12 protein-coding genes are annotated in these 13512 nt (G+C 50.8%); 9 read left to right on the top strand and 3 right to left on the bottom strand.

From position 1 onward, the window contains the following. Positions 1–5: 5 nt before the first annotated feature. Complete coding sequence (locus FH755_RS08020; protein WP_292440366.1) at positions 6–767, top strand: AAA family ATPase; 762 nt, start codon at positions 6–8, stop codon at positions 765–767. A gap of 5 nt (positions 768–772) precedes the next feature. Here the strand turns inward: FH755_RS08020 and FH755_RS08015 are convergent, their stop codons facing one another. Together FH755_RS08015 and rlmKL are read right to left on the bottom strand one after the other, a co-directional pair. Continuing rightward, positions 773–925, bottom strand: a complete 153-nt coding sequence (locus tag FH755_RS08015) for a hypothetical protein (protein WP_292440365.1) — start codon at positions 923–925, stop codon at positions 773–775. 92 nt (positions 926–1017) lie between these two features. Next, a complete protein-coding gene (gene rlmKL / locus FH755_RS08010) occupies positions 1018–3219 on the bottom strand; it encodes a bifunctional 23S rRNA (guanine(2069)-N(7))-methyltransferase RlmK/23S rRNA (guanine(2445)-N(2))-methyltransferase RlmL (protein ID WP_292440364.1) in 2202 nt (733 codons plus the stop codon). Positions 3220–3267: 48 nt separating this feature from the next. Here rlmKL and yhbY point away from each other — a divergent pair, with 48 nt between their 5' ends. The 5 genes from yhbY to hrpA all read left to right on the top strand — a co-directional run bounded on the left by yhbY (position 3268) and on the right by hrpA (position 9602). Continuing rightward, positions 3268–3561 (top strand): ribosome assembly RNA-binding protein YhbY, encoded by a 294-nt coding sequence (yhbY, locus tag FH755_RS08005; protein WP_292440363.1) that lies wholly within the window; start codon positions 3268–3270, stop codon positions 3559–3561. A 4-nt stretch (positions 3562–3565) separates the two neighbouring features. Then, positions 3566–4162, top strand: a complete 597-nt coding sequence (locus FH755_RS08000) for a nitroreductase family protein (RefSeq protein WP_292440362.1) — start codon at positions 3566–3568, stop codon at positions 4160–4162. Positions 4163–4174: 12 nt separating this feature from the next. Continuing rightward, positions 4175–4636 (top strand): pentapeptide repeat-containing protein, encoded by a 462-nt coding sequence (locus FH755_RS07995; RefSeq protein ID WP_292440361.1) that lies wholly within the window; start codon positions 4175–4177, stop codon positions 4634–4636. Between the two features lie 82 nt (positions 4637–4718). After that, positions 4719–5693 carry a DUF481 domain-containing protein gene (locus FH755_RS07990; RefSeq protein WP_292440359.1) on the top strand — a complete coding sequence of 325 codons (975 nt, stop codon included), beginning with the start codon at positions 4719–4721 and terminating at the stop codon, positions 5691–5693. Positions 5694–5717: 24 nt separating this feature from the next. Then, positions 5718–9602, top strand: coding sequence for an ATP-dependent RNA helicase HrpA (hrpA, locus tag FH755_RS07985; protein WP_292440357.1), 3885 nt, complete (start codon positions 5718–5720; stop codon positions 9600–9602). 1 nt (position 9603) lies between these two features. Here the strand turns inward: hrpA and FH755_RS07980 are convergent, their stop codons facing one another. After that, a complete protein-coding gene (locus FH755_RS07980; RefSeq protein WP_292440354.1) occupies positions 9604–11880 on the bottom strand; it encodes an EAL domain-containing protein in 2277 nt (758 codons plus the stop codon). 271 nt (positions 11881–12151) lie between these two features. On the opposite strand from FH755_RS07980, the gene FH755_RS07975 reads away from it, so the two are divergent. The 3 genes from FH755_RS07975 (at position 12152) to FH755_RS07965 (ending at position 13510) form a co-directional block, all read left to right on the top strand. Then, the gene (locus tag FH755_RS07975; RefSeq protein WP_292440353.1) at positions 12152–12712 is read left to right on the top strand and encodes a glycine zipper 2TM domain-containing protein; all 561 of its coding nucleotides are present in this window, start codon (positions 12152–12154) and stop codon (positions 12710–12712) included. Positions 12713–12722: 10 nt separating this feature from the next. Next, complete coding sequence (locus FH755_RS07970; protein ID WP_292440351.1) at positions 12723–13124, top strand: cytochrome c; 402 nt, start codon at positions 12723–12725, stop codon at positions 13122–13124. A gap of 92 nt (positions 13125–13216) precedes the next feature. Then, the gene (locus tag FH755_RS07965) at positions 13217–13510 is read left to right on the top strand and encodes a hypothetical protein (protein WP_292440350.1); all 294 of its coding nucleotides are present in this window, start codon (positions 13217–13219) and stop codon (positions 13508–13510) included. The last annotated feature ends 2 nt before the right edge of the window (positions 13511–13512 follow it).

Below are 13512 nucleotides of genomic sequence, written 5' to 3'. Positions count from 1 at the left end.
CTATTGTGGAAACGATTGCATTTTTTAACCTCAAAGGCGGTGTCGGCAAAACCACCTCCGCTGTGAATATTGCCTGGCATGCCGCTAATGAGGGCATTCCCACCCTGCTATGGGATCTGGATCCGCAGGGGGCGGCGAGTTGGCTGCTGAATACCAAAGCCAAAGAAAAAACCCGTCCCAAAAAAATTCTAAGTGGTAAAACACCGATTGGTGATCTGGTCAGGCCGACCGATTATGAACATCTGGATGTGATTCCGTCAGATTTTTCCCTGCGTCACCTGGATCAGCAACTGATTTCTCAAAGCGATCAGGGTAAACGGAATCTGATTGCCAAGCTGGTAGAGCCATTTGGTGAAAATTATGCGCTGGTGGTGCTCGACTGCCCGCCCAGCTTTTCCCTGCTGACCGAGCAGATATTTGAAACTGCGGATTCGCTTTACGTCCCGATTATTCCTACCCACTTGTCGCTTCGGACTTTCGAACAGACCCATGAGTTCTTCAAGCAGAACAAACTCAAACCCAAACGGTTACATGCCTTTTTCACCATGGTCGATCGACGCCGCAGTCTGCACCGGGTGATGCTGACTCATCCCCCCAAAATGTTGAAAAATGGCTTACCGACACCCATTCCCTATGCAGCTGCTGTTGAGCGTATGGGAGACTATCGCGCACCACTACCCTCTTTCGACAGGGCCTCACCGGTAAGCCGTGCTTACGCACAGCTCTGGCAAGATATCAAAGCCACGCTGAAAGAGTTCTCAGCCTAGTTACTTTACTGATTGACGTAACCTTCCGGATTTTCCTGTAACCACTGCTCATAGGACTGGGTCGGCGTCGTGAATTTGGGAAAGTATTCATCCCCCAGATCCGGTCCGAACATTTCCCACTCTTGCAAAGACTTAAAATGACTTTGTACTGGTGACATGTTGAGCTCCCTTTTGTTGAATTCGGGAGCATTATGCGCAGTGAAGATGACAATTTAATGTGAATCTGACGGGAAATTTTTGTGAAGATCATTCAGCCGTTTTTGGTCACCAGCCAGCATTGATGGATTTTTTTGTTGCGTTCAAAATCCCGTGGAATGGTTTCACTACTGATATCTTTTAATGCCAGTCCCTCCATGTTCTCAACCGCCATTTTAAAATCACGGCGATTGGTGGAAAATACCAGTTGGCCTGCAGGTTTCAGCAAATTGGCTGCCATCTGAATCAGGGAGACATGATCACGCTGGATATCGAACACGCCTTCCATCCGAGTGGAATTGGAAAAAGTCGGCGGGTCCAGAAAGATCAGGTCAAACCGCTGTGCTCCCTGCTGCGCCGCTTGTAACCACTCCAAGCAGTTGGCGCGGATAAAGTGGTGCTGCTCACCGTCAAAACCATTCAACTGCATATTGTCCTGTGCCCACTTTAAGTAGGTATTGGACATATCAACATTGGTTGTACTGCTGGCGCCGCCCGCAGCGGCATAGACGGTGGCGGAACCGGTGTAACAGAACAAGTTGAGAACGGCTTTACCAGAAGCCATCTGCATCAACATCTGGCGTGTATCACGATGATCCAGGAACAGGCCGGTATCGAGATAATCCTTCAGGTTGACCCAGAATTTCAGGCCGTTTTCCTCCACCTGAAAGCGTTTGTTCTGAGCGGCCTGGGCTTCATATTGATTCAAACCACGTTGTTTCTGCCTGACTTTGAGGCTGACATGGGTAGCCGGTAATTCCAGCACATCAGGAATAATCTGCATTGCTTCCTTGAGGCGCTCAACCGCTTTTTGCGGATCTATCTGCTTGGGTGGCGCGTACTCCTGAACATGCACCTGATCATCATAAAGATCGATAGCCAGTGCATAGTCAGGCAAATCGGCATCATAGATGCGATAGCAACTGACTGCGTTCTTTCGTGCCCATTTCGCCAGATGCTTGAGATTTTTCTTGAGTCGATTGGCAAACATATCGCCCTGCTCACTGATTTCAATCTGGTCAGGTTCCGGAGCGCTGTCGCTGATGATCGGGTCAGGCGCGGTTTGGGGCTGACCAGCACTGGCAACCGGCTTACAGGCACGGAAGAATAAGACTTCACATTCAATTGGGCCGTTATCAAAAGGCACACTGTCGAACAGGGTCAGGCCGGTAAATTTACCCAGTTGCGGATTATCGGTAATCACAGCACTGCGCCAGCCAGGCAATGACTCACGCATGATATCGCCCAGACTCTCATAGATCCGATACAGCGACGCGGATTCTCCCATCCGTTCACCGTAAGGCGGATTACAGACCAGCAGACCTGCAGCAGGCAAAGATTGGCGTTCCGCCGGCCAGTCCAGCAGCCTTCTTTCAGCGACCTGAATCCAGTCACTCAGGCCGGCTTCAGCAATATTGGCCTGCGCCGCTTCGACTGCCTGAGGATCGGCATCACCGCCTGTTATCAAAGGCAGTCTGGATAATCCGGCCTGACGCCGACGTTCTGCATCAGCTTTCAGTTTTTTCCAGGCTTCACGGTCATGCTGTTTCCAATAGCTGAAACCGAAGTAATCGCGCAGAATGCCGGGCGCGATATCGGCTGCCATCATTGCCGCTTCGATCAAAAAGGTACCGGAACCACACATCGGATCCACCAGAGCCCAGCCTTGTCTTGCCAGTTTGGGCCACTCGGCACTGAGTAAAATAGCGGCGGCGAGATGTTCTTTCAGAGGTGCCTGGGTATTGCGGACGCGATAGCCACGCCGATGAAGGCTCTCACCGGATAAATCAATGCTGACTGTCGCCTGATTATGGCGCAGGTAGACATTAACGCGGATATCCGGCTGTTGCAGATCCACCGATGGACGAACGCCGGTCAATGATCGGAAACGATCCACAATTGCATCTTTGACTTTCTGCGCACCGTATTGATTGTGTTTGATCTTGGAACGGAAACTATTGAAGTCGACAGCCAGGGTGCTGTCTTCCGCTTCCAGGTGATCTTCCCACGGTAAAGCGGTGACAGCGTCATAGAGTTGCTCAGGCGTTTCCGCGCGGACAGTGGCGACTGGCATTAACACGCGAATCGCGACCCGGGACCACAAACAGACTTTATAGGCGTCTTCCAGCGTGCCGGTGAAACGGATATTGCCCTGTTCCTGCTTGCTTTGCTTGATACCGAGTTGCTTGAGTTCATCAGCCAGCAGCGGCAACATGCCCCGTGCCGCGGTGACCGTAAACTTGTGTTGTTTAGCCATATTGGGTTCCTGTTATACTCCGCATATTTTAAACAGGTAACGCACTTCATGGCAGTCACGGATAAACAAAAACGCTACCTCAAAGGTTTGGCGCACTCTCTCAAACCGGTGGTGATGCTGGGTAACAGCGGTCTCACAGACACTGTTGTCGCGGAAATCGACAATGCCCTGGAACATCACGAACTCATTAAAGTCCGTATTAGCGGTCAGGAGCGCGCGGAACGCAAAGCGATATTGGATGAGATTGCCCAACGAACCGGTGCTGATCTGGTGCTGGTTATCGGCAATATCGGTGGTTTCTACCGTCCTGCCAAAGAACCTTCCATTCAATTACCCAGGTAGCGGCATGATTCAAAAACCGGCTGAGACAGAACAACCCATTGAACTCATTCTTGCAGAACGCTGGAGCGGCCGGGCGTACGACCCTGACCTGGCGGTCAGCGAAGAACACATTATTGCGCTCACCGAAGCGGCGCGCTGGGCCCCCTCCTGCTCGGGTGAGGAACCTTGGCGTTATCTGATATGTAACAGGTTCACTGACAAGGCCGCGTGGGCCAAAGCCTTTGATTCGCTGGCACCCGGCAACCAGACCTGGGCCCAGAATGCTCCGCTGCTGATCCTGGCAGCATCTGCCACTCAGTTTCGTGAGAAAGACAAAAAGAATCCCTGGGTCGGACATGATACCGGCGCTGCGAGTCTCAGCCTGTGTCTACAGGCAACTTCGCTGGGATTAATGAGTCATCAGATGGGTGGCTATGATCCTGACAAAATGCGTGCGGCTTTTAACATCCCTGAGAATATTCAGCTTTGGTCTATGATTGCCATCGGCCACCCCGCTCCGCTGGACAGCCTGACAGAAGAACAAATGGAGCGGGAACTTAAGCCGCGTCAGCGCCGTCCATTAAATCAACAATTTTTCCGCGGGAAATGGCCCGCAGCGTAGCTGGAGAAAACCATGAATAAAGCGCTTTTTATCATTGGCCTTATCATTACCGGCACTGCCGTTGCCTACGAAAAGGTGTATCTGGATCGTCTGCTGGAAACCCGCCAGTGTAATTTCTGTAACCTCAGTGAGGCTGAGCTGAGTGGTGAAGATTTAAGTGGCGCTGACATGAGCGAAGCCAATCTCAAAAACATCGATCTCAGTCACGCTAAACTGGTGGGTGTCTGGTTTACTCATTCCCGTATGCAGGGTGCCAATCTTGAAGGTGCTGACATATCCGGCTCGCTGCTGGATTATGCTGAACTCAATGGCGCTAATCTGAAAAACACCAACCTCGCCGGAAGTCAGATGATTTTTGCTGATCTGCGTGACGCCGATCTCACCGGCGCCAATCTTGAAGGCGCTCAGCTTCGCGGCATAATCTACTGCAACACAATCATGCCCGATGGCGAAATAAATAATAACGACTGCTGATTTTTTTCAAAATCTCCCCTGTATAATGCGCGGGCAGCACCCTATGGTGCTGCCTTTTTTATTTTTTTACAGGAACTTAACCGTGTCTGTTAACCAGCTTTCTGCAATCGCATTAGCCTCTCTCTTCAGCTTCGGTCTGCTCAGCTCGCCGCTGCAGGCAGCCCAGTCCAGAATTGAACTGGTCAATGGAGATGAACTGACTGCTGAGCTGAAGAGTGAGACTGAAACCCATTTTACCGTTGTTCATCCTGTACTGGGTGAAATCAAACTTGATAAGAATCAGGTCTTGACTGTTGAACAGGTCGTCAGCCAGTCGCAGGCCAAACAAATTGCCGCTGCGCCCGCCCCCCGAAATACAAGCCGGAAACCCACTGATCACGGACTCTTTGGTACAGGGTTGCTCACCAACTGGAAACGCCGGGTAGATCTGGGTATCGCCGGCAGTGCAGGTAAATCCAGAAACCACCAAGTCAATATCGGGTTTACTGCCGATTACACCAGTGACTTTACCCGTATATCCCACAACACCGCTTATTTCAGGGCAAAATCAGAAGATGAATTATCCGATCACAGTTTCTATACCTCCATTAACCGTGACTGGCTGCGGCCGCAAACCCCCTGGTTCCATTTCGCCGGCGGTCGCCTGGACTGGGATGAATTCAAGGACTGGGACCTGAGGGTCAATGCCAACGGCGGTGTCGGTTATGAATTTGTCAAAACAGATGACTGGCTGCTGCTGGGTCGTACCGGTCTGGGTTTCAATCAGACCTTTGGCGGAGAACGTGAAGAGTTCACACCAGAAGGACTGATTGGCATTGAAACGCAATGGGATATGAATGAATATCAACATGTTGAGTTTGCCAATACCTTCTATCCCAGCCTGCGTGATACCGCTGAATACCGGAATCTGACCTCATTTGACTGGGTGCTGGATCTGAACAGCTTCGTCGGTGTCGCGCTGAAACTGGGCTTGTTGAATGAATACGACTCTGCCACCGAGGAAGATATCAGTAAAAATGATTTCAGATATACTGCGTCACTGGTCTGGAAGCTGTAAAATAGATGCTTTTGCATTGATGCTGTGAGTATCTCAACACCCGACCTCGACAAACTGCTGCAGTCAACGATGCTGAGCGACAGGCACCGCCTGACTCAGCGCTGGCACAGACTGAAAAAAGAACAGAATCAGGATAAGCTTGCCGGTTTGGCGCAGCAGGTCATTGCCTCTGTCGAGCGCGCGGAAAAGCGACGCCAAAATATTCCCAAGCCCAGCTTCGAAGCCGATCTGCCGGTTATCGAGCGACGCAAGGAAATCAAACAGGCAATCGCAGATAATCAGGTCATCATCCTCTGCGGTGAAACCGGTTCAGGTAAGACCACGCAACTACCCAAAATCTGTCTGGAGCTGGGTCGTGGGGTTAACGGCCTGATTGGCCACACTCAGCCCCGCCGGATTGCTGCACGCACTGTGGCCACTCGCATTGCCGAAGAACTGAATTCTGAGATTGGTCAGACGGTAGGCTACAAAGTCCGTTTCCACGATCACGTCAATGCTGAACGCAGCTACGTCAAGCTGATGACTGATGGCATCCTGCTGGCCGAAACCCAGAACGACAAGTTTCTCAACCAGTACGACACGCTGATCATTGATGAGGCTCATGAACGCAGCCTCAACATCGATTTTCTGCTCGGCTATATCAAGCAGCTGCTGCCAAAACGCCCTGACCTCAAGGTCATTATCACCTCCGCCACAATAGATACCGAGCGCTTTTCCAGGCATTTTGATAATGCGCCGGTGATAGAAGTCAGCGGCCGAACCTACCCCGTTGATATTCGTTATCGGCCTCTGCAGACGCCGGATGAAGAATCACCCGACTACGATATGGTGTCAGGCATTGTTGCTGCCGTGGATGAACTATGTCGCGAGGGGCCGGGGGATGTGCTGATATTCCTTGCCGGCGAGCGAGATATCCGTGATGTATCGGAAGCCTTACGAAAACATCATCCGCCGCAAACTGAAATTCTGCCTTTGTTCGCCCGGCAATCGGCTGCCGAGCAGAATCGGGTGTTTAAAACCGGTGGACAGCGCCGCATTATTCTCTCAACCAATGTGGCTGAGACTTCTCTGACGGTCCCCGGCATCCGCTACGTCGTTGATCCCGGTAATGCCCGTATCAGCCGCTATAGCGTCCGCAATAAAGTACAGCGGCTGCCGATTGAGAAAATCTCACAATCCAGCGCCAATCAGCGCGCCGGTCGTTGCGGCCGGGTTGCGGCCGGTATCTGTATCCGGCTCTATGATGAAGAGGACTTCGAAACACGGCCAGCCTTTACCGATCCGGAAATTCTGCGCACCAATCTGGCCTCGGTCATTTTGCAGATGTCAGCCCTCAAGCTGGGCGACCCGGCTAAATTCCCCTTCATTAATCCGCCGCCACAGAAAATGATTAATGATGGTTACCGTCTGCTTGACGAGCTCGGCGCCGTCGACAGGCAACGACGCATTACCGAGATCGGCCGTCAACTGGCAAAACTTCCCATCGATCCGCGAATTGCCCGCATGCTGCTCAAAGCCGGTGAACTTGGCAGCCTGACCGAAGTCCTGGTCATTGCCAGTGCACTCAGCATTCAGGATCCGCGTGAGCGGCCCATGGATAAGCAGCAGGCGGCCGATGAAGCGCATTCAAAATACAAAGATGAACGTTCTGATTTCATCGGTTTTCTCAAGCTTTGGGCTTTGTACCATGACAAGAAAAAACACCTGAGCCAGAACAAGCTGCGCAAATACTGCAAAGAAAACTTCCTCTCCTTTCTTCGATTGCGGGAATGGCATGATATTCATCAGCAACTGCATGTTCAGCTGGCTGAACTCAAACTGAAATTCAACAGTCAGGAGGCGGGCTACGACTCGATTCATCAAGCCTTGTTGAGTGGTCTGCTCAGCCATATTGCAGTCAAAACTGACAAGTACGAATACACCGGCGCCCGTAATTTGAAACTGGGGATTTTCCCCGGCTCTGCACTGCATAAAAAAGGGCCGAAATGGCTGATGGCGGCCGAACTGGTGGAAACCGGTAAGCTCTATGCCCGTATCAATGCCAAGATCGAACCGGAATGGATCGAACCTGTCGCCGGCAGCCTGGTTAAGCGCCAATACAGTGATCCACATTGGGAAAAGAAACCGGCCCAGGTGGTCGCTTTTGAGTCCGTTTCCCTGTACGGACTCCCCATCGTCAACCGTCGCCGGGTTCACTATGGGCCGCTGGATCCTGATCTCGCCAACCAGATTTTTATCCGTGAAGCCCTGGTCAATGGTGACTGGGATTGCCGCGCCCCTTTCTTCCGTCATAATCAGCGTCTGATTGAGGAAGTCGAACTGCTGGAACAGAAATCCCGCCGCCGTGATGTGCTCGTGGATGAAGAGATTCTGTTTGATTTTTATCGCAGCCGGATTCCACATGACATCATTAACGGCGCCGGTTTTGAAAAATGGCGTAAACAAGCCGAAAAAACAGACCCCCATTTGCTGTTTCTGAATAAAGCGCAACTGATGCAGCATCAGGCCGAACAGGTCACGGCCGATTATTACCCGGACCAGATGCTGGTTAACCGGGTACCGCTCAAACTGGAATATCATTTCGAACCGGGCAAACAGCACGATGGGATTACTCAGACCATTCCACTGTCACTGCTGAATCAGACCAGTGCCGAGCGCTACGAATGGCTGGTGCCGGGACTACTGCGGGATAAAATCATTTTCCTGCTCAAAGCCCTGCCTAAGTCTTTGCGCCGACATTTTATTCCGGTGCCGAAATACGCCGATGATTGTCTGAAAGATTTATCGCCTGAGTCTGGTGCCTTGCTGCTAGCCTTGAGTGAGCGCCTGCGCAAGCTGACCGGTGTCGAAATTGATGAAAAAGACTGGCGCACGGAAGAACTACCACTTTACCTGCAGATGAACTTCAGACTGATCGATGATGACGGCAAATTACTGGACGAGAGCCGTGATCTGAATCGCCTGAAAGAGGACTGGGCGCGGGAAGCGGCTGCCAGTTTCCGCCAGATCCCGGACAGTGATTATGAAAAAACCGGGCTGACCAGCTGGTCATTTAATGACTTGCCGGAACAGATCACACTGGAACAGAACGGGTTGGAGATGACCGCCTACCCGGCACTGGTCGACAAGGGAGACAGTGTTGATCTGACCCTGATGGATACGCCCTCTCAGGCCCATCAACTGACCCGGCTGGGTCTGCGACGTCTGTTTATGCTGGCACAGGCCGATGCTGTTAAATACCTGCAGAAAAACCTGCCTGGCATAAAGGAAATGTGTCTGCATTATGCCAATGTGCCGCCCTCCCCTTATGGGGACAAGACCAACAGCAAGCTGACGCCCTGTGAGCAACTCAAAACCGATTTGATCAATGTGGCGTTTGATCGCTGTTTTATTCTTGAGCAACCGGCTATCCACAGCCGTGAGGAATTCGAGCAAAGGCTCAATCACCGCCGTGGCGATTTAATTAAAACAGCCTCAGATCTGGCTTCGAATATTGCAGCACCATTGGCTGAGTATCATGCCATCGCCAAGCGGCTTGGTGGCAACATTCCCCTTGCAGCGATTAATGCTGTCAATGACATCAAGGAACAGCTCAGCTTTCTTGTTTATCAGGGTTTTGTTCATGACACCCCGGATGAAGCATTAAAACGGCTACCGGTTTATTGTCAGGCAGCCGGCATCCGGCTGGATAAACTACTTACCGATCCAGCCAAGGACCGGCAGCGCATGGCAGAAGTCAAACCACACTGGCAGAAATTCATCAGCAAAGTGAATAAGATAGAAACCCCGGCTTTTTTTGAGTATCGCTGGATGCTGGAGGAATTCCGGATCTCGGTGTTTGCCCAGGAGTTGAAAACCGCCTATCCGGTCAGCCCTAAACGCCTGGAAAAGCAATGGCAGCAGTGCTGATCTAGACTTCCCAGGGAACCGGCGCTGCAATCAAATAACCCTGCACAAAATCGACACCGATATGTTGCAGACTAATCAGGGTGGTCTCGTCTTCGACAAATTCAGCCACGGTCTTCAGGCCAAGGACCTGACCAATACCGTTGATGGAATTAACAATTTCCAGATTCACCGTGTTATGCACACAGTCTCTGACAAACATGCCATCAATTTTCAGGTAATCAATCGGCAACTGTTTCAAATAGGCAAAAGATGACAGGCCACTGCCGAAATCATCCAGTGCGAACTGACAGCCTATCTGTCTGAGTTCATTAATGAAGTGCAGTGCTGAGCGCATATTGGTGATGGCTGCGGTTTCGGTCACCTCAAAGCATAATACCGCATTGTCTTCACTGAGCCTGGCATCCACAATTAATTGAATAATACGTTCGTAGAAACGACCGTCGCCTAAGGACTGGCCGGACAAATTAATCGCATAGATGCCGCTGATGTCCCGTCCTGCTGATTTGGCGGCTGACAGTCGCGATAACACATGTTCAACTGTCCACATATCAATCGCTGCAGCCAGGTTGTATCGCTCTGCTGCTGGCAGAAACTGGCCCGGTGAAATGATTTTGCCATCATCATCCAGCATTCTTATTAAAAGCTCGCAGTGTGGCAGCCCCTCATTCCTTCTGAGCGCAGCCTGAATTGGCTGGCTGTAGAGCACCAGACGGTTATCACTCAATGCCTGCTGAATGCGAGCTACCCAACGCATTTCACCGGTACGTTGCACCATGTCGGTATCGGTATCACTGAACAGATGTAATCTGTCGCGTCCTGCTTCCTTGGCAGCATAGCAGGCGCTATCGGCCTGTTTCAGCAGTTCAACCAGGGAACTGTTTTTATTAATCGCGACCAGACCAATGCAGGCCGTGATTTTGAATGTGTAATTTTCGTACTCGAAGCTGAATGTACGGATTGTCTCCAGCAGGCTTTCCAGCACAGACTGCGCCCGTTGCAGTGAGCAGTCTGTCATCAGCACAGCAAATTCATCACCACTGAAACGCGCCAGCATATCCTGTTCACCGAGCCCCTCGCGCAGCAGCTGACTCATTTGCTTGAGCAGCGCATCACCGGCGATATGACCGCAGGTATCGTTGATAACCTTGAACTGGTCCAGATCCAGATAGCACAACACATGCTCCGTATCACTTTGCTGAGAGAGGGTTGCCTGCAGTTGTTTTTCAAGCGCGCGTCGATTGGGTAAACCCGTTAATGCATCATGTAATGCCTGATGCTGCAAATCCTCACTGAGCAGATACTGTTCGGTAATATCCTGAGCCTGAATCACCACATACTCAATCTCATTATTGTCGTTTCTGACGGCAGAAATGGTTGAGTTCAGCCATAAAGTTCTGCCCTGCCGACTGATACAGCGACGGGTGATCCGGTATTGTTTGATTTCACCAGCAAGCAGCTTTTTGAATTGTGGTGTGATTTCTGAAGAATCATCCGGATGCAGCAGTTCTTTGGCATTCCTTCCCTTTAAGGTTTTTTTATCATAACCAAATAATTCACACCCGGCCTTGTTTACATCCATGATCAGGAAGCTGTTATCCATTAACAGCATAGGTACACCGGCATCTTCAAAAGTGTGCAGTAAAAAGGTTTCTTTGGCTCGTAGCTCGTTGACTAGATCTGACTGAGCCTGGTTGATATCTGATAAATGACTGACTAAGGCCCGGTTTTCCTGACGCAATCTGAGGCTTTCCAGCATCTTGCGATTGAGATTGCGTGCCAGCAGCATAATCGCTACGAGATAAACCAGCGTTATCAGCGCGACAGTATAGAGACCGGCACTGAAGATACTGAAGCTGACTGCCAGCAGCATAGGCAGAACAAATGCATGGAAACTTCTGAGACTGCTCAGATAGGAAAAGAAAGCGCCCGCGGACATGCCACAGATGACCAGCGGTATTGTAATTTGTTGTGTTAACGGCAGGTCAGTGCTGAAAAAGCCGCCTAATGTCCCCCAGATGACACCACTGACAAACAAGGCAGCAGCATATTGAGTTTCACAACGACGAATCGAGTCAGCGTCCAGCTTTTCTGGATTTTTATTTCGCAGCTTATACCAGTGCCAGAGTCGACAGCTATTCACAACTATTGAGATAGTCCACCATCCTAGCAACAACCCCTGATTAACTTTGGGATAGAGAACCATTGCGGTAAGAGAGCTGACAATCAGATTGGTAACAATAGCAATGCCACCCTGCTGCAACAGGATCTGCAGGCGCATAGGATCGATCCCAACTGACTCAACGGCACGGACATCCCTATTCATGCTGATTTGGGGGTTCAACGATACTCCAGACTAAACACTTCGCTATTTTCGTAATTGTGAACTACATCACAGGTCGGCACAGTAAATCATATGTGACACGAATAAACCTGTGAGATAGTTCACAACTTAACAAAAAAACGGCTATTGAAAACCATAATCATTCAGTTCTGGTTCAGTTATCGCTTGCTAATCTGCCTGCGACAGCTGACAAAAGAGGAGAGCTGTAATGAAAAAAATCATAAAAACCATGGTTCTGGCTTCGGCTTTCACGCTGACCTCTGCCAACGTGATGGCTGATCATAATGATCGTTATGGTTATGATGGTGAATATCGGGATTATGGCCGTAGCGAGAAAGCCCGTGTAACACATGTTGAGCCGATTTACCGCACTGTCACGGTCAACCGTCCCGAACGTGAATGCTGGGATGAGCCCCGCCGCCATCGCAGTGGTCATCAGTCATACACCAACACCATTGCCGGCGGCATTATCGGTGGTGTCATCGGCAACCAGTTTGGTGGTGGCAGCGGCAATACTGCCATGACCATTGCCGGCACCCTGCTCGGCGGGTCCGTGGGTCGTGACATGGGAAACCGATATCATGATGTCGATTATGGTTACCAGGAACAGTGCCGTGTGATTGACAGACAGTATCGTGAGCAACGAATCGACGGCTATGAAGTCAGCTATCGATACCAGGGCAGAATCTATACCACCGTGATGGATCAGCCCCCTGGCAAATTCATCCCCGTAGATGTCCACGTTGAACCCCGTCGTTCCTATTATTAAGGTGATGACTATGAAAAAACTGATGCTTGCGATGACATTGGGCATCGCCTTTTCCTACATCGCTACATTGCCTGCACAGGCTGCCGGCCCCCGCCCCTATACCGTGACCAACGGCAATAAGCTGGATGCCGACACTTATAACGGTTTCAAGCTATACCGTAACTGGTGTGCCCGCTGTCATGGTACCTATGGTCAGGGGCTGGCCGGCCCTAATCTGGCGGAAAGCCTTAATAAAATCAGCTATGAAGAATTTATGAACACTGTCGCTGAGGGCAAAACCGGCCAGATTGGCATGATGCCAGCCTGGCAATCCAACGCTACCGTGATGCAGGGCCGGGACAAGATTTATAGCTATCTGAAAGCTCGGGCTGATGGTGCGATTGGCGAAGTAAAGCCTGAAAAAATGAAATAAGCTTTGGTCCCGGCAGCCGTTTTGCGGCTGCCAGGACTTGCTTTACCAGCAGATGCTGTTAAAAATACTGCTGTTAGTGATAAGGTAAATCCATGTTTATGTTCCGCTCTCTGCTTCTGATTTCATTGTTGTTGAGTCCCGTTGTTCATGCTGATGATCATGTCCCCTATGAACAGCAACCGGGCAATATCATCAATGAAATAGCATTGCCGCTGACCAAACATACTGCAGCGGAGCTGGCTAAAATTGAAACCGGCGGCAAGATCCTGTCGGTGGATGAACAGCATCAAGGCGACAGCGTGATTTTTCGTGTCAAAGTGCTCCATAACAACGGTAAAGTCAAAGTTCACCGCATTGACCGCGACAGCGGCCACACCCTACCCTGAGA

It is taken from the genome of Methylophaga sp., from assembly GCF_009711715.1.
Classification (GTDB): Bacteria; Pseudomonadota; Gammaproteobacteria; order Nitrosococcales; family Methylophagaceae; genus Methylophaga.
Note: the sequence above shows the minus strand (reverse complement) of the source record. Positions and strands in the feature narration are given on the sequence as shown.

What these genes read in the sequence shown, in the direction of transcription:
- rlmKL (WP_292440364.1), bottom strand. Translation starts at nt 3,219, where the DNA reads ATGGCTAAACAACACAAGTTTACGGTCACCGCGGCACGGGGCATGTTG.
- FH755_RS07980 (WP_292440354.1), bottom strand. Translation starts at nt 11,880, where the DNA reads ATGCGCCTGCAGATCCTGTTGCAGCAGGGTGGCATTGCTATTGTTACC.
- FH755_RS07965 (WP_292440350.1), top strand. Translation starts at nt 13,217, where the DNA reads ATGTTTATGTTCCGCTCTCTGCTTCTGATTTCATTGTTGTTGAGTCCC.
- FH755_RS08015 (WP_292440365.1), bottom strand. Translation starts at nt 925, where the DNA reads ATGTCACCAGTACAAAGTCATTTTAAGTCTTTGCAAGAGTGGGAAATG.
- FH755_RS07995 (WP_292440361.1), top strand. Translation starts at nt 4,175, where the DNA reads ATGAATAAAGCGCTTTTTATCATTGGCCTTATCATTACCGGCACTGCC.
- FH755_RS07975 (WP_292440353.1), top strand. Translation starts at nt 12,152, where the DNA reads ATGAAAAAAATCATAAAAACCATGGTTCTGGCTTCGGCTTTCACGCTG.
- FH755_RS08000 (WP_292440362.1), top strand. Translation starts at nt 3,566, where the DNA reads ATGATTCAAAAACCGGCTGAGACAGAACAACCCATTGAACTCATTCTT.
- yhbY (WP_292440363.1), top strand. Translation starts at nt 3,268, where the DNA reads ATGGCAGTCACGGATAAACAAAAACGCTACCTCAAAGGTTTGGCGCAC.
- FH755_RS07970 (WP_292440351.1), top strand. Translation starts at nt 12,723, where the DNA reads ATGAAAAAACTGATGCTTGCGATGACATTGGGCATCGCCTTTTCCTAC.